18 protein-coding genes are annotated in these 19868 nt (G+C 67.3%); 12 read left to right on the top strand and 6 right to left on the bottom strand.

Going from position 1 to position 19868, the window contains the following annotated elements; all coding sequences use genetic code 11:
• Nucleotides 1-176: 176 nt before the first annotated feature.
• From HAV18_RS38875 to HAV18_RS38865, 3 genes are all read left to right on the top strand, one after another.
• The gene (locus HAV18_RS38875) at nt 177-845 is read left to right on the top strand and encodes a nitroreductase (protein ID WP_166966165.1); all 669 of its coding nucleotides are present in this window, start codon (nt 177-179) and stop codon (nt 843-845) included.
• Between the two features lie 113 nt (nt 846-958).
• Nucleotides 959-1414: a sodium:proline symporter gene (locus HAV18_RS38870; RefSeq protein WP_166966162.1), complete on the top strand. Its 456-nt coding sequence runs from the start codon at nt 959-961 to the stop codon at nt 1412-1414.
• Between the two features lie 230 nt (nt 1415-1644).
• Nucleotides 1645-2154, top strand: a complete 510-nt coding sequence (locus HAV18_RS38865) for a hypothetical protein (protein ID WP_166966192.1) — start codon at nt 1645-1647, stop codon at nt 2152-2154.
• Between the two features lie 58 nt (nt 2155-2212).
• Here HAV18_RS38865 and HAV18_RS38860 read toward each other — a convergent pair whose 3' ends face one another.
• The 4 genes from HAV18_RS38860 to HAV18_RS38845 form a co-directional block, all read right to left on the bottom strand.
• The gene (locus HAV18_RS38860; RefSeq protein WP_208102297.1) at nt 2213-3376 is read right to left on the bottom strand and encodes an acyltransferase; all 1164 of its coding nucleotides are present in this window, start codon (nt 3374-3376) and stop codon (nt 2213-2215) included.
• Nucleotides 3377-3530: 154 nt separating this feature from the next.
• Nucleotides 3531-4175 (bottom strand): glutathione S-transferase family protein, encoded by a 645-nt coding sequence (locus HAV18_RS38855; protein ID WP_166966157.1) that lies wholly within the window; start codon nt 4173-4175, stop codon nt 3531-3533.
• Nucleotides 4176-4289: 114 nt separating this feature from the next.
• Complete coding sequence (locus HAV18_RS38850) at nt 4290-5462, bottom strand: porin (RefSeq protein WP_166966155.1); 1173 nt, start codon at nt 5460-5462, stop codon at nt 4290-4292.
• Between the two features lie 152 nt (nt 5463-5614).
• Nucleotides 5615-6448: a helix-turn-helix transcriptional regulator gene (locus HAV18_RS38845; protein WP_166966153.1), complete on the bottom strand. Its 834-nt coding sequence runs from the start codon at nt 6446-6448 to the stop codon at nt 5615-5617.
• Between the two features lie 242 nt (nt 6449-6690).
• Between HAV18_RS38845 and HAV18_RS38840 the strand changes: the two genes are divergently transcribed.
• From HAV18_RS38840 to HAV18_RS38800, 9 genes are all read left to right on the top strand, one after another.
• Nucleotides 6691-7812: a polyamine ABC transporter substrate-binding protein gene (locus HAV18_RS38840; protein ID WP_166966151.1), complete on the top strand. Its 1122-nt coding sequence runs from the start codon at nt 6691-6693 to the stop codon at nt 7810-7812.
• An 11-nt stretch (nt 7813-7823) separates the two neighbouring features.
• Complete coding sequence (locus HAV18_RS38835) at nt 7824-8963, top strand: ABC transporter ATP-binding protein (RefSeq protein WP_208102296.1); 1140 nt, start codon at nt 7824-7826, stop codon at nt 8961-8963.
• Nucleotides 8964-8973: 10 nt separating this feature from the next.
• Nucleotides 8974-9957 (top strand): ABC transporter permease subunit, encoded by a 984-nt coding sequence (locus tag HAV18_RS38830; RefSeq protein WP_166966149.1) that lies wholly within the window; start codon nt 8974-8976, stop codon nt 9955-9957.
• Nucleotides 9954-10895, top strand: coding sequence for an ABC transporter permease subunit (locus HAV18_RS38825; protein WP_166966148.1), 942 nt, complete (start codon nt 9954-9956; stop codon nt 10893-10895). Before HAV18_RS38830 ends, HAV18_RS38825 begins: the two co-directional genes overlap by 4 nt.
• 21 nt (nt 10896-10916) lie before the next feature.
• Nucleotides 10917-12497 (top strand): DUF3138 family protein, encoded by a 1581-nt coding sequence (locus HAV18_RS38820; RefSeq protein ID WP_166966146.1) that lies wholly within the window; start codon nt 10917-10919, stop codon nt 12495-12497.
• A 26-nt stretch (nt 12498-12523) separates the two neighbouring features.
• A complete protein-coding gene (locus HAV18_RS38815) occupies nt 12524-13816 on the top strand; it encodes an FAD-binding oxidoreductase (protein ID WP_166966144.1) in 1293 nt (430 codons plus the stop codon).
• A gap of 71 nt (nt 13817-13887) precedes the next feature.
• Entirely contained in the window at nt 13888-14268 is a 381-nt protein-coding gene (locus HAV18_RS38810; RefSeq protein WP_166966142.1) for a cupin domain-containing protein, read from the top strand.
• Nucleotides 14269-14315: 47 nt separating this feature from the next.
• Complete coding sequence (locus tag HAV18_RS38805) at nt 14316-15731, top strand: amidase family protein (protein WP_166966140.1); 1416 nt, start codon at nt 14316-14318, stop codon at nt 15729-15731.
• A 25-nt stretch (nt 15732-15756) separates the two neighbouring features.
• Nucleotides 15757-17247 (top strand): aldehyde dehydrogenase, encoded by a 1491-nt coding sequence (locus HAV18_RS38800; RefSeq protein WP_166966138.1) that lies wholly within the window; start codon nt 15757-15759, stop codon nt 17245-17247.
• A 57-nt stretch (nt 17248-17304) separates the two neighbouring features.
• On the opposite strand, the gene HAV18_RS38795 is transcribed toward HAV18_RS38800, so the two are convergent.
• Both HAV18_RS38795 and HAV18_RS38790 read right to left on the bottom strand, forming a co-directional pair.
• Nucleotides 17305-17811, bottom strand: coding sequence for a DUF4262 domain-containing protein (locus HAV18_RS38795; RefSeq protein WP_166966137.1), 507 nt, complete (start codon nt 17809-17811; stop codon nt 17305-17307).
• 124 nt (nt 17812-17935) lie between these two features.
• Complete coding sequence (locus tag HAV18_RS38790; RefSeq protein WP_166966135.1) at nt 17936-19789, bottom strand: ABC transporter ATP-binding protein; 1854 nt, start codon at nt 19787-19789, stop codon at nt 17936-17938.
• Between the last annotated feature and the right edge of the window lie 79 nt (nt 19790-19868).

Here is a 19868-nt window from a genome sequence, read left to right as displayed (position 1 = left end):
ATGGCCGTGGCGGCCCGCCACGGCGGGCCGGTTGGTGCGAAGGACGTGGTGTGCGATTCGAAACACTAGGCCGGCGCCGCCGGATCGACGACAATGCGACCGCGAAAACGATGAGGTAGAGAGATGAACGAAAATCGAGAATGCATGCATCCGTTCGGATGCAAGCGAGGTCAACAATGAACAAGCCGGACAAGTCGTCGAAAGCGCGTGCCGCGCTCGACCAGCTGTTTTCGGGCATGGCGCCCGCGGATGCGACGCGCGCGTCACGTCCGGGCAATCCGTTTGAAGCGAGCGCAGACGAGGCATCCGCCGGCACGGGCGGGCGCGGCGGTATCGAAGTCACGCTGTCGACCCGGATCCAGTTGCGCGGCTATCCGAATGCGGACGCATTCATGAAGCGCATGGCCGAAGCGTGGGGGCTGGAGTGGGGGATGTACGACAGCGTCAAGGCCATCGCGACGCTGCCTGCCGGATGGCGAGCGCGCCGGCTTCCGGAAGTCACGCAGATCGTCGACGGACACGACGTGCTGCGCGCGGAGAGCAGCCTGCAGGGCGGCGAGATGTCGTACCTGAAAGTGCATCCGCGGTACTACATCGACGCCCGCAAGGGGCTCGGCTGGGGCAAGTCGTCGAAGGCGTCCGACGATCCGGATCTGGACGGCCCCGACTGGAACTGCTTCGTGGTCGATCGCGAAAAGTCCATCGAAGTGCATGAATTGACGACTTCGTCGCTGAAAGCCGACATGGACAATGCGCGGGCGACGTTGCTGAAATGGCTGGACGAAAACTATCCGAAGCATCGCGATCCTTTCGCTTACTGGACGGATTGCGAACGGGTTTCGTAAGGTTGCGTGGCCGCCCGGTTCGGTATCGCGGGCACACGCTGCACGACCGGCGCCGGAGCGGGTGGGGTGCACGCCGCTTCGATGCCTCGGCCGGTCGCGATTGGGGGCGCCAATTGAAACGAGCCAGTGTCGTCCCGATTCTCTGGGCGGCGTTCGGTGCGGCGGTCGGCTCGACCGTCGTCGAGCTGCTGCTCTGGCCGATCGTCGGCGATGACGCGATCGGGAACCTGTTGCGCGACGCACGCCTCACGGCGGCCATCGTGATGGGGCGCCGCGTGCTTGGCGCATCCGCCGGCTTCGATCCGCTGGTCATGGCGGTGGCGACCCTCGTGCATCTGGTGCTGTCGCTCGTCTATGCGGCCGTGCTGGCGAAAGCGATCCGCACCCTGTCGCTCGCGTCCGCGCTGCTCGCGGGCGGCGCGTTCGGCCTCATCCTGTACGCCGTCAACCTGTACGCCTTCACCGCGATCTTCCCGTGGTTCATTCCGGTCCGTGGTGCGATCACGCTGGTGGCCCATCTGGTGTTCGGGATCACGGCGGCGGCCGCCTACCGCTTCGCGACGCGCTGAACCGGACGTCAACCGCGGCATCGACTGTTGAAGGTTTCCGCGTTGCTCAATCGCACCAGACCCCTGGAATAAGCGGGCGCGCCGCATCGTTTAGCCGGCAGGAGACCCTGTACGAAGCGGCGGCGCGTTGCCGCCGCGTGGTGAATCGTGTGCGAGCAATCCGATGTGTCGGGCGCCGCCAGCGGCGCCACGCGATCGAGTGGTCGGGGGCAATCAGGCAGGAGCCGATCATGTGCAACTTGTTTCGATCCGGGATAGGGTTCGTCTGTCTCGGCTGTTCCGTGGCGGTCTTTGCGCAAACGTACGACGATCTGGCGGACGACAGTGCGAACTGCCGTGCGGTCGTCGCGCGAGCGAACATCGACGGCACGGAGCAGCAAATCGTGGGGCGTGCGTGCCTGCAGGACGATGGCACATGGCAGTTCGTGCAGAGTCCCGACGGTAGTGTTCTATGGTATCCGGCGGTGGACTATCCGTATGCCGACCTGTGGTACTGGGGGCCGCCGCTTTTCATCGGCGCGGGCGTGGGCTTCGTCTTCATCGATCGTTTCCACCGCTTCCACCATTTCCATCACGCCGATCAGGTCGTTCACGTCAACGGGATGGAACATCGCCGCTTCGGCCTGCCGATCGGCGCCGGTTTTCACCATGGCGCGTTCCCGGTCGGCGCGCATCGCGAATTCGGCGGAATGCACGCGTTCGGCGGCATGGGCGGAGCGGGTGGCATGCGGCGACATTAGGCTGGCGTTTCCGGCTTGATCGTGCGCCTTCTCCCAGCCGCGTCAGGCATGGCTACGCTTACAGGATCGACGCGAGTCTCGGCACCCGGAGCAGGAGGCCGGCAATCAGGTAGCACGTGAAGCAAGCGACACCGCCGGTCACGGCGAATTTCAGGAACGGGGACACCGGCACGGTTCGCCATACGAGGGCGACACCCACCAGCACCGGGGGATGGATGATGTAGATCGTGTACGCGCGACGGGACAGCGACTGCCATGCGCCCGTCAGTCGATCGAAATGCCGCTGGAAACGGCTGACGAGAAACAGGCTCGTTCCCCACGCGACCAGCGGCTCCCAGAACGCGTAGATCACGGCCTGCGGGCGGCCGCGCAACGCAGGAACGTGCTTCGCGAGCAGGTAAGCGATCGGCAGGACAGGGAGTGCCAGCAGTGCGATGCGCCACCACAGTCCGACCTGCCGGGCCGGCAGATGCGCGATCCAGTGCACGCGCGCGGTCCGGCACCCGGCTGCGTACAACACGACGTAGCTCGCGAAGTAGCCGAGCTGCAGCCCCCATACGTTGGTACCTACCGGCCATCGGGACCGCAACGCCAGTGCCGCGATACCCGTGAGCAACGCCGCGGCGGCCAACGTCGTGTCGGAAGGAAAGGGGTGCCGGGCGGGGTGGTTCGTATCGCGTGCCACGGTGCGCCCGAAAGCGATGTGCCGGAGCACTGCAACTGCGCTGAACATCAGCAGCGCCTCGGCGAACCACATCGGGCCGTTCTCGAACGTGCCTTTGCGCCACAGGCGGCCCAGCGTATCCGCGAACGGGTGGCCTGCGCCCGATTGCGCAAGGGCGATCGTTGCCGGGCCGATCACGAAGCCGTACACCAGCAGAGGCAGGCCGAGCCTGATGAACCGGTCGGCGAGGAAACGCGCGGCGCCCTTGCGATCGATGGATGGCGACGTGTAATAGCCGGCCAGGAAAAAGAACAGGCCCATGAAAAAAGCCTGGTTGATCGCGCAGAAGAGCGTCAGCAGTGCGGATTCCACGGACGGGCCGGCAGCCACCTCGTGGTAGTACCACCCGCCGAGCGCGCCGTATGTGATCGCGCAGTGGTGAAAGACCACCAGCAACGTCAGGCACGCGCGCAATGCGTCGAGGCCGGCGTTTCGATGGACGGCCGCCGCCGTGTCTTGCTGAAAAGCGAAGTCGACCGGAACGTCGTGAGCGCTCATCACCTTGCCTGCGTGGTTGGTCAGCCATGACCCGCCTGGCGACGATCCCGGTCGCGACGACGCATGCATATCCGGCGGGCGTACAGGTCGGCACCCTACACCGTTGTTCTTACAACCTTCCAACAAGCCGTCCCGCCGTTGGCGCGGCGCCCGCTCAGTCGAGTTTGCCGCGCAGGTCGTCGAACGGAATCATCACGTGCGTGCGATACGCGGGCCGCGCTTTCAGCCGTTCGTACCACGCTTGCACATGGGGTATATCCGGCCGAGCGATGTCGAGTTCGAAATAGCGGTATAGATGCGTACCGGCCGCGATGTCGGCGAGCGTGAGCGCGTCGCCCGCGAGAAACGGTTGCCCGGCCAGCACCGCATCGAGTGTCCGGAAGTGTTGCGCGCACTGCGCGATGCTTTGCTCGACGCGCGCCGTGTCGCGCTGCTCGGGCGGCGTCCGGTAGAAGCCCCGGAACACGCCGTTCAGGAACGTCGGCTGCAGCGTGGTTTGCGACCAGTCCATCCAGCGGTCGGCGCGCGACTGTACGGCCGGATCGTCGTGCCAGAAACCGGGGCGTCCGTAACGCGCGGCGAGGTAGCGCAGGATGCTGTGCGACTCCCAGACGACCGTGCCGCCGTCGTCGATCACGGGCACGCGCCCGTGCGGGTTCATCGCGAGAAATCCGGGCGTGTCGAGCACGCCGAACTGCCCGCCGGCCGGCACGTGCCGATGCGCGAGCGCGAGCTCGTCGACGAGCCACATCACCTTCTGGACGTTGAATGCGTTGCGGCGCCCCCATACGGTCAGCATGCCGGCCTCCTTGTGTCGTGCGGAACGTGAACGCGACAGTGTAAACGCCGCAGGCGCGCACCGCGGTGCGCGCCTGCCGGCTGTCGTTGTTGTTGTCGTCGTGTTGCGACGCGATCAGAACTTGTGGCGAATCCCGACGATCGCGAGTTCCTGCGTATCGGTGCCGGAATTCACGCCGTACGAGCCGACCGACGCGGCGGCCTTCACGATCGCGCCGTTCGCGTTGAGCGTGTTGCCGCTCGCCTTCTGGTAGCCGAACAGCGCATACAGGTCGGTGCGCTTCGACAGCGCGTAGTCCGCGCCGAGGTTGACCTGGTTGTAGTGCGCGGAAGACGGGCCCGTCAGCGACGTGTAGTTGTAGCCGACGCCCGCGCGCAGCGCCGGCGAGAACTGCCAGTTGAAGAACGCCGAGCCGTTGTTGAACTTCGCGTTCTGGCTGAATGCCGACAGCGTGTCCGCGCCGTACTGCGTATTCGAATACGCGAGGCCGAAGGTGGCGGGCCCGGCCACGTACTGGCCGGCCACACGCACGATCTGGATCGACTTCGCGCTCGAGAAGCCCTGGTTGATCACGGTGTTGAACAACGTGTCCGAGCTGCTCGACCACGTGCGCACGCCGTTCGCGACCGTGGAGCCGCCGTTCGCGTAGAAGAAGCCGGCGCCGAGCGACAGCGGGCCGTTCGCGTAGCTTGCGCCGAAGCTGTACGTGCGGCCGCTGCCGGTGGCGCCCGCGACGCCGCCGAAGCCGTACAGGCCTTCGAACTGGAAGCCCGAGATCAGCGGGCTCGTGTATTTCACCGAGTTGCTGACGCGCAGGCTGTTGTCGTAGTTGTCGAGGTCGCCCGGCGTCGCGAACACGCCGCCGAAGTAGTTGTCCTGCGTGAGGCCCTGCACGAGATCCACGACCGGATCGTACTGGCGGCCGAGCGTCACCGTACCGTACGTGCTGCTCGCGAGGCCGACGACAGCCTTGCGGCCGAATTCGCGCGAGCCCTGGCCGAGTGCGCCCGTGCCGATGTTGAAGCCGTTCTCGAGCTGGAACAGCGCGGCCAGGCCGCCGCCGAGATCCTCGGTGCCGCGCAGCCCCCAGCGGCTGCCCGACAGGTTGCCGCTGCTGAACTTGACGAGGCTCGACGCGTTGCTGCCGTTCGCGTTCTGCGCGTTGTGCACGTAGGCAATGCCGGCATCGGCGATGCCGTACAGCGTGACGCTGCTTTGCGAGTGGGCGCCGGCGGCATAGAGCGCGGCCGGCAGCGCGAGCAGTGCGAATGAACGGATCTGTTTCATTGTTGGATTCCCCCGTTGGTCGATTGGTCTGACGAGTCGGTGAACGATACGGATAGCGCATCGTCGAGGGAACCAATAAATTGTCGGATCGTTATGAGGCGGCGCGCAGATGGATGCGCGCGCAACCGGCCGGCGGACGGTGCACGGGGACGCTATGCGGCGTGCCGCCGCGACGCGTTTCTCAGTACGAGCGTCATCAGTTGCCGGCGCGAATCGACACCGAGCTTCGCGAAGGCGCGCTTCGCGTACGTGTCGACGGTGGACGTCTTGAGCCCCATCGATTGCGCGATGGCCGCCGAGGTCATGCCCTGGATGAACGACGCGCACACGTGCATTTCGCGCGCGGTCAGGCGCTCCTGCCATTCCGGCAGCCATTGCGCGACGAGGTCGAGATCGAGTTCGTCGCGTGGCGCGTCGTCGGCGGAGATCGCGCCGAGCAGGCGCTTGTGCGCGGAGGCCAACGGCAGCACGACCTGCGAAAGCTGCTTCAACAGGCTCAGCTCCTTCAGCGAAAACGGCGGCAGCCGTCGCGAGCGCGCGATCGAGATCGAGTAACGCGTGCCGCCCGTCACGCCCGCGACCACGCATTCGTCGTGAATGTCGCCGGCATCGAAGAACAGATGCCGGAGCTCGCTGGCGACGCGCTGCGCGGACACCTGCAGCAACTGCACGTCGTTGTCGGTTTCGATCGCCGCGTACGTTGCATCGTCACTCGCGTAGCTGCGGTAGTAGTGGCGCATCACCTGCGCGACCAGCTCGGGCTCGCGGCCGAAGCTGCCGATCCAGCCGACGCTGCGCCGGCCGGACGCGGCACTGCGCTCGTAGTCGAGATGCACGGCGTCGAAGTCGACGTAGCGCACGAGCGTGTCGTAGACGGCGCGCATGAACTGCGGCGTCCCGACGGCCTGGGCGATGTCGCCCAGCGTTTCGGTCACGAACGCGACGTGGCTCAGCGGGAGATCGGGGGCGGGCAGCGCAGCGCTCATGACGTCGTGTGTCGAAGATTTTCAGGTGGCGCTACAGGTATCACGAATATTTTCGACTGCCTACGCGGGAATCTACCCAAACGGCGCTGGCCGACGTCGCCGTTTGTCCCGGTTTTCGGGACTGACGCTGCCGGCCGCGATCTCTACATTGACCCTTGTGCTGAACACCGCTTGACGGCGTTGACGCGAGTCCGGACCCGGACCGGGCGCAACGGCCGATCCCCATCACAAGGAGAATCCCCATGCGTATCCGTATCCGTCGTCAACCGGCGTTGCGCGCCGCGCTTGTCACGTCGGCGATGCTGGCCTTCGCGGCAAGCCTGTCCGCCCATGCCGGCGATGCCAACCTGAACGTGTACAACTGGTCGGAGTACGTCGCGAAGGACACGGTGCCCAACTTCGAGAAGCAGTCGGGCATCAAGGTGCGCTACGACAGCTACGACAGCGACGATACGCTGCAGACCAAGCTGCTCGCGGGCAGCTCGGGCTACGACATCGTCGTGCCGACGTCGAACTATCTCGCGCAGCAGATCCAGGCCGGCGTGTACCAGAAGCTCGACAAGACGAAGCTGCCGAATCTCGCGAACCTCGACCCGGTGCTGATGAAGATGGTCGCGAAGGCCGACCCGGGCAACCAGTACGGCGTGCCGTGGGCGTGGGGCACGACGGGGATCGGCTACAACGTCGAGGCGGTCAGGAAGCGGCTCGGCGAGAACGCGCCGACCGACAGCTGGGCGCTGCTGTTCGACCCGGCGAACGCGGCGAAGCTGAAAGGCTGCGGCATTTCGCTGCTCGACGCGCCGGACGCCGCGTTCGCGGCGGCGCTGCAGTACATGGGCAAGGATCCCGAGAGCAAGAACCCGGCCGACTACCAGGCGGCCTACGACGTGCTGAAGAAGATCCGCCCGTATGTCACGCAGTTCAGCTCGGCCGGCTATGCGGACGACCTGGCGAACAACGATGTCTGCGTCGTGCTCGGCTGGTCGGGCGACGTCGGCATCGCGCGGCGGCGCACGCTGGATGCGAAGCGCGCGTACGAAATCCGTTACGTGAACCCGAAGGAAGGCGGCCTGCTGTGGTTCGACGTGATGGCGATCCCGAAGGATGCGCCGCATCCCGAAGCCGCGCTGAAGTGGATCAACTACATCGAGGAGCCGAAGACCAACGCGGCGATCACGAACGAGATCTTCTACCCGACCGCGAACAAGGCTGCGCGCACGTTCGTGACGCCGGCGATCGCGCAGGACCCGAGCGTCTACCTGTCCGATGCCACGATCGCGAAGACGTCGCTCGCGATGCCGCGAAGCGCCGATATCGCACGGATGCAGAACCGTCTGTGGCTGCAACTGAAGTCGGGCGGTTGAGGGAGACGACGATGATCCATACGCTCCCTGCCGTATCGGTCGCGACCGGTGCCCGCCACGATGCGGACGCCTTCGTGCGCATCGAAAACGTCGTGAAGAAATTCGGCGACAGCGCGGCCGTCGACAACGTGAACCTGACGATCGCGAAGAACGAGCTGTTCGCGCTGCTGGGCAGCTCGGGTTGCGGCAAGTCGACGCTGCTGCGCATGCTCGCCGGGCTCGAGACGGCCACCACCGGCAAGATCTTCGTCGACGGCGAGGACCTCGCATCGCTACCGCCGTACCGCCGCCCGGTGAACATGATGTTCCAGTCGTACGCGCTGTTCCCGCACATGACGGTCGAATCGAACGTCGCGTTCGGCCTGAAGCAGGAAGGCACGCCGAAGAACGAGATCAAGGAGCGCGTGGCCGATGCGCTCGCGCTCGTGCAGATGAGCAAGTACGCGCAGCGCAAGCCGCATCAACTTTCAGGCGGCCAGCAGCAGCGCGTCGCGCTCGCGCGTTCGCTCGTCAAGCGTCCGAAGCTCCTGCTGCTCGACGAGCCGATGTCCGCGCTCGACAAGAAGATCCGCCAGAAAACCCAGCTCGAACTCGTGAACATCATCGAGAAGGTCGACGTAACCTGCGTGATGGTCACGCACGACCAGGAAGAGGCGATGACGATGGCCAGCCGCCTCGCGGTGATGAGCGAAGGCAAGATCGTGCAGATCGGCGCGCCGGGCGAAGTGTACGAATTCCCGAACAGCCGCTTCTCGGCCGAATTCATCGGCTCGACCAACCTGTTCGAAGGCCGCGTGGTCGAGGACGAACCCGATCACATCTTCGTCGAGAGCGAAGACCTCGAGGCACGCATGGTCGTGAGCCACGGCATCACGGGCCCGCTCGGGATGCCGGTCGGCATCTCGGTGCGCCCGGAACGCATCCACGTGTCGCGCGAGAAGCCGGGCTCGAAACACAACTGGGCGCGCGGCGTCGTGACCGACATCGCGTACATGGGCAGCTACTCGCTGTACCACGTGCGCTTGCCGAGCGGCAAGACGGTCGTGTCGAACCTGTCGAGCTCGCACCTGATGAACGACAACGCACCGGCGTGGCACGACGACGTGTTCGTGTCGTGGTCGCCGGCCAGCGGCGTCGTGCTGACGCAGTGAGGACGCCACGATGAGAACCTCCGCTTCCAATCCGTCCGCGCCGGTGCCGAGCGGCGCCGCGAGCGCCGGCGCCCGCCGCGCCCGCCCGGGCCGCTTTGCTGCGCTGTCGCGCTTCCTGCCGTCGGGCCGCAGCGTCGCGATCGGTGTGCCGTTCATGTGGCTCGCGGTCTTCTTCGCACTGCCGTTCGTGCTGGTGCTGAAGATCAGCTTCGCCGACTCGATGCTCGGCATCCCGCCGTACACCGCACTCGCGCGGCTGGAGGCCGGCACCGTGCAGGTCGTGCTGTCGCTGAAGCATTACGCGCTGCTGCTGCAGGACGACCTGTACCTGAACACCTACGTCAGTTCGCTGAAGATGGCTGCGGCGTCGACGCTGATGTGCCTGCTGGCCGGCTATCCGATCGCTTACTGCATCGCGCGTGCGGCGCCGGCCCGCCGCAACCTGCTGATGATGGCCGTGATGCTGCCGTTCTGGACGTCGTTCCTGATCCGTGTCTATGCGTGGGTCGGCATCATGAAGGACGACGGGCTGCTGAACCACGTGCTGGCGGCGCTCGGCGTGATCGCGACACCGCTGCGCCTGTATCACACCGACGCGGGTGTCTACATCGGGATGGTCTATTCGTACCTGCCGTTCATGGTGATGCCGCTGTACGCGCACCTCGTGAAGATGGATCTCACGCTGCTCGAGGCCGCGAACGATCTCGGCGCAACGCCATGGTCCGCGTTCTGGCGCATCACGCTGCCGTTGTCGAAGAACGGCATCGTCGCGGGCAGCCTGCTCGTGTTCATCCCGGCGGTCGGCGAATACGTGATCCCCGAGCTGCTTGGCGGCGCGAACACGCTGATGCTCGGCCGCGTGATGTGGGACGAGTTCTTCAACAACATGGACTGGCCGATGGCGTCCGCGGTGACGGTGACGATGGTGCTGCTGCTGCTCGTGCCGATGGCGCTGCTCCATTACAGCCAGACCGAAGCGGAGGCAAAGCCATGACCCGCGCGAATCGCATCCTGTCCGCGTGCGTGCTGGGCGCGGGCTTCCTGTTCCTGTACATCCCGATCGTCAGCCTGGTCGTGTATTCGTTCAACGTGTCGAAGCTCGTGACGGTGTGGACGGGTTTCTCGCTGAAGTGGTACGGCGCGCTGCTGCACGACGGCGAACTGCTGGCGGTCGCGTGGCTGTCGCTGAAGATCGCGCTGCTGACGGCCACCGCGTCGGTCGCGATCGGCACCTGGGCCGGCTTCGTGCTCGCCCGCATGGGGCGCTTTCGCGGTTTCACGCTGTATGCCGCGATGATCAATGCGCCGCTCGTGATTCCGGAGGTGATCCAGGGCATCTCGCTCTTGCTGCTGTTCGTCGCGATGCAACAGACCTTCGGTTGGCCGGCCGGGCGCGGCTGGCTGACGATCTGGATCGGCCACGTGATGCTGTGCCTGTCGTTCGTCGCGGTGATCGTGCAGTCGCGCGTGAAGGAGCTCGACCGCTCGATCGAGGAAGCCGCGCTCGATCTCGGCGCGCGGCCGTGGAAGGTGTTCTTCGTGATCACGCTGCCGCTGATCGCGCAGGCGCTGGTGTCCGGCTGGCTGCTCGCGTTCACGGTGTCGATCGACGACGTGATCCTGTCCGCGTTCCTGTCGGGCCCCGGGTCGACGACGCTGCCGCTCGTCGTGTTCTCGCGTGTGCGAATGGGGCTGAATCCGGAGATGAATGCGCTCGCCACGGTGTTCATCACGGCCGTGACGATCGGCGTCGTCGTCGTGAACCGCGCGATGCTGGCCCGCGAGCGGCGGCAGGCGCGCGACACGCGGATGTGGCACGCGGCATCCGCGTCCGAGGCATCCGGCCCCCCCGCGTCGCCATCCGTCGTGCCGCCCGCGCGCCCACCGGCCGCGCCGCCGCTGCACGACCACCTCCCGCATCCCACGAAGTGACGAACGACCAGGAGACATTCCATGAAAAAGAAGATGCTCTGCGCGCTGATCGCCGGAGCGCTGCCGGGGCTGGCCGCGGCGAACTCGAGCGCCGACCAGATCCGGACGCTGCAGCAGCAGATCGCTGTGCTGCAACGGCAGATGAGCGCGCTGCAATCGCAGCTCGGCGCGAAGCCTTCGGCCGCACCGGTCGCATCGGACGCGTCGAACGCGTCGAACGCGGCGACCGGTGCTGCGGCTGACCCGTCCACACCTGGCTACGGGCAGGCGACCGCCGTGCTGACCAATGACGACGTGTCGGAAATCCGCCAGCAGGTCGCAAACCAGCAACTGAAGGTCGATTCGCTGACCGACGCCGCGCGCACGGGGCCGATCGCGGGGCTGTCGGTGACGGGCTACCTCGACCCGACGTATGTGGTCAACCGGGGCGCCGGCACGTCGTCGTTCCAGTTCGCGAACCACGAGAACGCGTACACCTACTACAACAGCACGTTCGGCGACGTATTCCTCGACATCAAGAAGACGTTCGGCGTCGGCCCGAGCGCGCCGTCCGCGGAAATCACGCTGATGCCCAACCGTGGCGCAGGCCTGTCGATGATGACGGGCAGCGGCGCGAGCGGGCTCGACATCGTGAACACGGCGGTCGTCACGGTGCCGCTGTCGGGGACGACCGCGTTCGTCGGCGGGCTCGTGACGGGGTTCGCCGGTTACGAGTACCAGCAGTCGAGCCAGATGCTCACGCTCACGCACAACCTGCTGTACGACTTCTCCGATCCGGGCTCGTCGATCGGCGCGGGCGTCAACTACCAGAGTGCGGACGGCCACTGGGCGTGGAAGTTCTTCGTCGGCAACGAGCAGTTCCGCAGCGCGGGCGCGGTGACGCAGACCGGCGTCAACGCGCTGGGCGACCCGATCACGACGAGCAACAAGGTGCCGACCTTCACCGCGCGCGTCGATTACCTGCGCGGCAGCGCGCTCGACGTCGGCGGCTCGATCAGCATCGGCCGCCAGACGCTGCCGAGCGCGGTCGATCCGGCGACCGGCAACGTGCGCTACGGCGTGGGCGGCAACGCACCGAGCGCGTACGGCGCGTTCTTCTTCGGCGAAGCCGATGCGACCTACACGCTCGCCGATGCGCAGTACAACGCCGAGCTCGACTACGGCCAGCAGCAGCACGGCGCGTTCAACGGCGGGCTCGCGCAGTGGTTCGGGCTGTCGCTGCTCGCGCACCGCAAGTTCAATGCGCCGGTGGTCGGCCGCATGGGCGCGACGCTGCGCTACGACCTGCTCGTCAACCGGAAGAACGGCGGCGGCGGGTCGTCGATCGGCCTGAACGGCAACGGGATGGATCCGTACAACGGCTTCGGCATCGATGCGGACTGCCTCGCGCTGTCGAAGGCGAACGGCGGCGTCGGCTTCGAGTGCAAGGGCGCGACGCGGCAGGCCGCCGCGTTCGACCTGCTGTTCTATCCGACCCAGCAAGTGACGGTGAAGGTCGAATACCGGCACGACTGGGCGAGCAACAAGGTGTTCCTGCGCCACGACGGGTCATACGAGAAGTCGAACGACCTGCTTGCCACTCAACTCATCTACGCGTTCTGACGCGACGCCGTTCGCGAGTCTTGCACATGCTCAAGTTCGAAAACCAGCAACATGTTCAGTCCTACTATGCAGCGACAGCCAACGACCGTGCGCGGCACCCGTCGCTCGACGGGGCCGTGACGGCCGACGTGTGCGTGATCGGCGGCGGGCTCACGGGCCTGTCCGCGGCACTCGAGCTCGCCGAACGCGGCCATTCGGTCGTGCTCGTCGAGGCGTCGAAGATCGGCTGGGGCGCGAGCGGACGCAACGGCGGCCAGCTGATCGCCGGTTACGCGTGCGATATCGATACGTTCTCGGCCTACCTGCCGGAAGACGACGTGCGGCGCGTATGGTCGATGGGGCTGGAGTCGGTCGATATCGTCCGGCAGCGGGTCGAGCGGTACGGCATCGATTGCGACCTGACCTTCGGCTACCTGACCGCCGCGAACAAGCCGCGCCATCTCGATGCGCTGCGCGCGTGGCGCGATACCGCGGCGAGCCGCTTCGGCTATCGCGGCTACGAATTCGTCGAGCGCGCCGACATGCATCGCTTCGTCGCATCGGATCGTTACGTCGGCGGCCTCCGCTACGAAGGCAGCGGCCACCTGCATCCGCTGAACTACACGCTCGGCCTCGCGCGGGCGGCGCGCGAAGCCGGCGTGACGATCCACGAGGACACGCCCGCGCTCGCGCTCGATCACGCCGCGCCGCATCACCGCGTGACGTGTGCGCGCGGGCACGTGGATGCCCGTCATGTCGTGCTGGCCTGCAATGCGTACCTGGGGCGGCTGGCGCCCGCGCTCGCGCGCAAGATCATTCCGGTCGCGACGTACCTGATCGCGACGGAGCCGCTCGGCGACGCGCGCGCGGCCGAGACGATGCCGGCCGATGCGGCGATCTGCGACACGAATTCGGCGCTCGATTATTTCCGGCTGACGCGCGACCGCCGGCTGTTATGGGGCGGCAAGGCCAGTAGCTCGACGAACACGCCGCGCGACCTCGCGGCCGCGATGCGGCGCGACATGCTGAAGACGTTCCCGCAGCTGGCCGATGTGCGAATCGACTATGCGTGGGGCGGCCTGATCGACGCGACGATGAATCGCGCGCCGCATTTCGGCCGGCTCGAGCCGACCGTGTATTTCGCGCAGGGCTTCTCCGGGCACGGCGTCAACGTGACGGGCCTCGCGGGGCGGCTGATCGCGGAAGCGATCGACACGCAGGCCGCGCGCTTCGACCTGTTCGGCCGGATTCGCCATCGCGACTTTCCGGGCGGGCGGGCGCTGCGCACGCCGATGCTGGCGCTCGCGATGGCCTGGCACCGGATGATGGACCTGCTCTGACCCGCGCGGGGCGGCTGGCCCGTCCGCGCGGCACCGAAACGTTTCGAATCACTCATGCCCTGGAGGCACTCATGACCAACATCACGCATCTCGTCGACCTGATGCGGGCACCGGCGAAGCTCACGCAGAGCCGCGTGCCGAGCGGGCTGCTGCTCGACGGCAATCCGCTGCAGACGCTGTCGCATCACTACATCAGCCCGTGCGGGCAGTTCAGCTGCGGGATCTGGGAATGCACCCCCGGCCGCTGGACGATCGAGTACGACGAGTCGGAGTATTGCGAGATGCTGAGCGGCGTCGCGATCGTGTGCGATACGGACGGCCGCGAACGCGTGCTGCGCGCCGGCGACCGGTTCGTGATTCCACCGGGTTTTCGCGGCACGTGGGAAGTCGTCGAAACGTGCCGCAAGATCTATGCGTCGCACGCACCGCAGGTCGGACAGCCGGGCGCGTAGCGCGCGGCCGGTTCCGGATAACCATCGAGATCAACGAGGAGCAACTCATGACCCAGGAATTGTGGCGTCTCAGCGCGGCCGAGATGGCCGAGCGCGTCGCGCGTCGCGACGTGTCTGCCACCGAACTCACGCGCAGCTGCCTGCAGCGGCTCGAGGCGGTGAACCCCGTCATCAACGCGATCGTCGACGTGATGGCCGACAGCGCGTTGCAGGCCGCGTCCGCTGCCGATGCCGCGATCGCGCGCGGCGCGCCGGTCGGCCCGCTGCACGGCGTGCCGGTGACCGTGAAGATCAACGTCGACACGGCCGGACGCGCGACGACCAACGGCGTGCGCGCGTTTTCAGACCTGATCGCGCACGAGGACAGCCCGGTGACCGCGAACCTGCGCAAGGCCGGCGCGATCGTGATCGGGCGCAGCAATGCACCGGCGTTTTCGTACCGCTGGTTCACCGACAACGACCTGCACGGCCGCACGTCGAATCCGTGGAATTCGTCGCTCACGCCGGGCGGGTCCAGCGGGGGAGCCGCCGCGGCCGTGGCCGCCGGCATCGGCGCGATCGCGCACGGCAACGACCTGGGCGGCTCGATCCGCTACCCGGCCTACGCGTGCGGTGTCGCCGGGCTGCGGCCCAGCACCGGGCGCGTGCCCGCGTACAACCCGACGCAGTCGAAGGACCGCACGCTCGCGGTGCAGCTCGCCTCCGTACAGGGGCCGCTCGCCCGCACGGTCGGCGATCTGCGGCTCGCGCTCGACGCGATGGCGGCGGGCGACGCGCGCGACGCATGGTGGATGCCGGTCGCGCCGATGGCGCACGAAGCCGCGTTCCCCGCGCGGGTGGCCGTGTGCCCGGCGCTACCGGGCGTGCCGTCCGATCCGGTGGTGGTCGATGCGATCCGGCAGGCCGCGCGCTGGCTCGAGGACGCGGGCTGCATCGTCGAGGAAGCGGAGCCGCCGCGCTTCACCGAAGCGTGCGAACTGTGGCTGGACCTGGTGACCAACGAAGCGCGCAGCGGCCTCGGCGACGTGATCATGGAGCACGGCGACACCACGATCCGTACCGCGTTCGCGAGCCAGCGCCGTCTCGCGACGCCGCTCGACCTCGAGGGCTACATGAGCGGCCTGGCACGACGCACTGCGCTGCTGCGCGACTGGCAGCAGTTCTTCGTGCGCTATCCGCTCCTGCTGATGCCGGTGTCGTGCGCGCGGCCGTTCGCGATCGACGCCGATCAGCACGGCGACGACGCGATGCGCGCGATCATCGACCGGCAGGGGCCGCTGCTCGCGACCGCGTTGCTCGGGCTGCCGGGGCTGTCGGTGCCGACCGGCATCCGCGATGGCGTACCGACCGGTGTGCAGGTCGTCGCCGGACGCTTTCAGGAAGCGCTGTGTCTCGCCGCGGGCGAAGCGATCGAGGCACGCGCGGGCATCTTCACGCCGATCGATCCGTTCACCGGGTCGTGATGCGCGACTTTTCACGAGGAAACGCATGAATCAACCGACATTCGAAGACTGGCAGGCCCGCGCGGCCGTGTTGCGGATCGAAGGGCGCGCGTTCGTCGACGGCGAGGCGCGCCACGCACAAACCGGCGCGACCTTCGCTTGTGTGAGCCCGATCGACGGTGGCGTGCTCGCGCACGTGGCCGATTGCGGCGCCGACGACGTCGACCTCGCGGTGGCGGCCGCGCGCCGCGCGTTCGACGCCCGGAGCTGGGCCGGCATGAACCCGCGCGCCCGCAAGGCGGTGCTGCAGCGCTGGGCCGCGCTGATGCGCGAGCACCTCGACGAACTCGCGCTGCTCGAGACGCTCGACACCGGCAAGCCGATCGCCGATACCACGGCGATCGACGTGCCGGCTGCCGCGCATTGCGTCGAATGGTATGCGGAAGCGATCGACAAGGTCGGCGGTGAAGTTGCGCCGGTCGACCATCATCTGGTCGGGCTCGTCACGCGCGAGCCGATCGGCGTCGTCGCGGCCGTCGTGCCGTGGAATTTCCCGCTGCTGATGGCCGCCTGGAAGTTCGCGCCGGCGCTCGCGGCCGGCAACAGCGTGGTGCTCAAGCCGTCCGAGAAATCGCCGCTCACCGCGATCCGCGTCGCGCAGCTCGCGTGCGACGCCGGTATGCCGGCCGGCGTGTTCAGCGTCGTGCCGGGCGGCGCGGAGCCGGGCAGGGCGCTCGCGCTGCATCGCGACGTCGACTGCATCGCGTTCACCGGGTCGACACGCACGGGGCAGCAGATCATGGCGTGCGCCGCGCAGTCGAACCTGAAGCGCGTCTGGCTCGAGCTCGGCGGCAAGTCGCCGAACATCGTGTTGCCCGATTGCCCCGATCTCGACCGCGCCGCGCAGGCGGCCGCCGACGCGATCTTCTTCAACATGGGCGAAGTGTGCACGGCCGGCTCGCGCCTGCTCGTGCATCGCGACATCAAGGAGGCATTCGTCGCGAAACTGGTCGCTGCGTCGCGGCGCTTTGCGCCCGGACATCCGCTCGATCCGTCGGTGACGATGGGGGCGATCGTCGATCGCATGCAGCTCGATCGCGTGATGGGCTATATCGGCGCCGGGCGCGACGAGGGGTGCCTCGTGACGGGCGGCGCGCGCGTGCGCGAGGAGACGGGCGGGTTCTATGTCGAGCCGACGGTGTTCGAGGTGAAACCCGATGCGAGGATCGCGCGCGAGGAGATTTTCGGGCCCGTGCTGTCGGTGATCGTGTTCGACGACGTCGACGAGGCCGTGCGGATCGCCAACGATACCGACTACGGACTGGCCGCAGCCGTGTGGTCGGCCGATCTCTCGACCGCGCATGCCGTTGCGAGGCGGCTGCGTGCGGGCACCGTGTGGGTCAACTGCTATGGCGACGGCAGCGACGACCTGAACTTCCCGTTCGGCGGCTACAAGCAGTCGGGCAACGGTCGCGACAAGTCGTTGCATGCGCTCGACAAGTACACCGAGCTGAAGTCGACGGTCGTGCGGTTGTAGCGTTGGGTGGCGCGGCACGCGAGCGGCGTGCAGCGCAATCCGGTGCGCGGATCAGCGTCAGGCGTCGCCCGCTGCGAACAGCCGCGGCTGCGCGGCGTTCAACGCGTCGTCCGCTTCCGGCTGCCACGGGAAAACCCCGTCGCGGTCGGGCCACAGCAGCTGGACGCACGGGAAGTCGTCGTTGCCGTAGAACCAGCGGTTCCAGCCGAGATGGGCTTCGTAGTGGGCTTTTTCGACCGGCATGAGGAGCGCGTTCGCCTTGGCGTAGACGGATGCGGTGACTTCGCCGACCGGGGGCGGCGTGCCGGCCGCGACCATCCGGTAGACGTCCCACAGCACGTCGTGGACGATGCGCGCCGGCAACGAGAACACGATGATTTCCGGAAAGCCGTGATTGACCCACAGCCCGGTCGTGAACGAGAACCCTGGATCGTCCCCTTCCGCAAACACTTCCGTGCGGAACCATCCGTGCTGGCGAATCTGGCTCACGAATCGCTGCTCGTCTTCCTCGAGCGCCGAATCGGGCGCGTCGAGCGCAGTGGCGATATCCGGTCGCGTGGTCATACGGGCTCCTTGGATCTGTGTCGGGCGGCGGGAAGCCGGGCGCTGGCGTCCGGCCGTCGGGAAAGCGATCGTGGCCGAACCGGCCGGCGATCGCCGTGCCGCCATGTTGCCACAGCGGTCCCGCCTACTGCTCCGCCTTCTCCACGTCCGCCGTTTCGCCGAGGAACCCGCCGCTCTGGTGCGCCCACAGCGCCGCATAGATGCCGCCGGCCTGCAGCAACTGCTGGTGCGTGCCTTCCTCGACGATGCGCCCTTCGTCGAGCACGATCAGCCGGTCCATCGCCGCGATGGTCGACAGCCGGTGCGCGATCGCGATCACCGTCTTGCCGCTCATCAGGCCGTCGAGGCTGCGCTGGATCGCGACTTCGACCTCGGAATCGAGCGCGCTGGTCGCTTCGTCGAGCACGAGGATCGGCGCGTCCTTGAGCATCACGCGCGCGATCGCGACGCGCTGCCGCTGGCCGCCCGACAGCTTCACGCCGCGTTCGCCGACCTCGACGTCGTAGCCGCTGCGCCCGTGGCGGTCGCGCAGCCGGTCGATGAACTCGGACGCTTCCGCGCGCACGGCCGCCTCGTGCATCTCGCGCTCGGTTGCGTCGGGGCGCCCGTACAGCAGGTTCTCGCGCATCGTCCGGTGCAGCAGCGACGTATCCTGCGTGACCATCCCGATCGCGCTGCGCAGGCTGTCCTGCGTCACGTGCGCGATGTCCTGCCCGTCGATCCGGATCGTGCCGCCGCCCACGTCGTAGAAGCGCAGCAGCAGGTTCACGAGCGTCGACTTGCCGGCACCCGAGCGGCCGATCAGGCCGATCCGCTCGCCGGGCCGGATCGTCAGGTTCAACCCGTCGAACACGGCGCGGTCGTTGTCCTCGTGCGCGAACTGCACGTTGTCGAACACGATCCCGCCGCGCTGCACGGCGAGCGGCTTCGCATCGGACGCGTCGACCACGCTGCGCACCTTCGTCAGCGTATTGATGCCGTCCTGGATCGTGCCGACGTTCTCGAACAGCTCGGTCATCTCCCACATGATCCAGTGCGAATAGCTCGACAGGCGCAGCGCCATCGCGATCACCGCCGCGACGACGCCCGCGCTCACCTCGCCGTGCATCCACAGATACAGCGCGAGGCCGGTCGAGCCGACCAGCAGCAGCGTCGACAGCAGGTGATTGACGACCTCGAACGCGCTGACGAGGCGCATCTGCGCGTCGCCGGTCGCCTTGAACGCTTCCATCGCGCGGCGTGCGTGATCGGCTTCCCGCCGCGTATGCGAGAACAGCTTCACGGTCGTGATGTTCGAATACGCGTCGGTGATGCGGCCCGTCATCAGCGCGCGCGCATCGGCCTGGCGGCTGCCGACGGCGCCCAGGCGCGGCACGAAGAACGCGCACGCCGCGCCGTAGCCGAGCGCCCACAGCACGAGCGGGATCATCAGCCGCCAGTCGAAGCTGGCCGCGAGCGCAAGGATGCCGATCAGGTACGCGGCGACGCCGATCACGACGTCGACCGACATGAACAGCGCATCGCGCACCGCGAGCGCGGTCTGCATGATCTTGGTCGTCACGCGGCCCGCGAACTCGTTCGCGTAGAACGACAGGCTCTGGTCGAGCATCAGCCGGTGAAACAGCCAGCGCAGCCGCATCGGGAAGTTGATCGCGAGCACCTGGTGCTTGACCATCGTATGCAGCGCGATCAGCAACGTGCTGCCGGCGAGAATCGCCGCGAAACCGGCGAGCGTGCCGAAGTGCCGGCCGCCGAACTCCGCCGGTGTCGCGGACGCGAGCCAGTCGACCACGCGGCCCATCATCGCGAACAGCGCGGCTTCGTATGCGGCCAGCGCAGCCGAGGTGAGCGCGATCAGCAGGATCCAGCTGCGCGCGCCTTTCGTGCACGCCCAGACGAACGAGAAGAATCCCTTCGGCGGCGTGGCGGGATCTTCGAGCGGGAAAGTCGGCAGGCGCCGTTCAAACCACGAAAACATTGGAACCTCTCCTTGATGCGGCTGCGCCGATCGGCGCAGCCGGTACTGCGTGCTTCATGCGCGGCGCCAGTCGCGATGC

The sequence above is a fragment of the Burkholderia sp. D-99 genome, assembly GCF_011605345.1.
Taxonomy (GTDB): Bacteria; Pseudomonadota; Gammaproteobacteria; order Burkholderiales; family Burkholderiaceae; genus Burkholderia.
The sequence above is the reverse complement of the archived record's forward strand: the minus strand, read 5'-3'. Positions and strand labels throughout refer to the sequence as shown.

Bases quoted from the DNA above. Each gene is read 5' to 3' on its own strand.
- HAV18_RS38790 (WP_166966135.1), bottom strand. From the start codon at position 19,789: ATGTTTTCGTGGTTTGAACGGCGCCTGCCGACTTTCCCGCTCGAAGAT.
- HAV18_RS38860 (WP_208102297.1), bottom strand. From the start codon at position 3,376: ATGAGCGCTCACGACGTTCCGGTCGACTTCGCTTTTCAGCAAGACACG.
- HAV18_RS38820 (WP_166966146.1), top strand. From the start codon at position 10,917: ATGAAAAAGAAGATGCTCTGCGCGCTGATCGCCGGAGCGCTGCCGGGG.
- HAV18_RS38805 (WP_166966140.1), top strand. From the start codon at position 14,316: ATGACCCAGGAATTGTGGCGTCTCAGCGCGGCCGAGATGGCCGAGCGC.
- HAV18_RS38800 (WP_166966138.1), top strand. From the start codon at position 15,757: ATGAATCAACCGACATTCGAAGACTGGCAGGCCCGCGCGGCCGTGTTG.
- HAV18_RS38795 (WP_166966137.1), bottom strand. From the start codon at position 17,811: ATGACCACGCGACCGGATATCGCCACTGCGCTCGACGCGCCCGATTCG.
- HAV18_RS38850 (WP_166966155.1), bottom strand. From the start codon at position 5,462: ATGAAACAGATCCGTTCATTCGCACTGCTCGCGCTGCCGGCCGCGCTC.
- HAV18_RS38855 (WP_166966157.1), bottom strand. From the start codon at position 4,175: ATGCTGACCGTATGGGGGCGCCGCAACGCATTCAACGTCCAGAAGGTG.
- HAV18_RS38830 (WP_166966149.1), top strand. From the start codon at position 8,974: ATGAGAACCTCCGCTTCCAATCCGTCCGCGCCGGTGCCGAGCGGCGCC.
- HAV18_RS38810 (WP_166966142.1), top strand. From the start codon at position 13,888: ATGACCAACATCACGCATCTCGTCGACCTGATGCGGGCACCGGCGAAG.
- HAV18_RS38815 (WP_166966144.1), top strand. From the start codon at position 12,524: ATGCTCAAGTTCGAAAACCAGCAACATGTTCAGTCCTACTATGCAGCG.
- HAV18_RS38875 (WP_166966165.1), top strand. From the start codon at position 177: ATGAACAAGCCGGACAAGTCGTCGAAAGCGCGTGCCGCGCTCGACCAG.
- HAV18_RS38845 (WP_166966153.1), bottom strand. From the start codon at position 6,448: ATGAGCGCTGCGCTGCCCGCCCCCGATCTCCCGCTGAGCCACGTCGCG.
- HAV18_RS38840 (WP_166966151.1), top strand. From the start codon at position 6,691: ATGCGTATCCGTATCCGTCGTCAACCGGCGTTGCGCGCCGCGCTTGTC.
- HAV18_RS38835 (WP_208102296.1), top strand. From the start codon at position 7,824: ATGATCCATACGCTCCCTGCCGTATCGGTCGCGACCGGTGCCCGCCAC.
- HAV18_RS38825 (WP_166966148.1), top strand. From the start codon at position 9,954: ATGACCCGCGCGAATCGCATCCTGTCCGCGTGCGTGCTGGGCGCGGGC.
- HAV18_RS38865 (WP_166966192.1), top strand. From the start codon at position 1,645: ATGTGCAACTTGTTTCGATCCGGGATAGGGTTCGTCTGTCTCGGCTGT.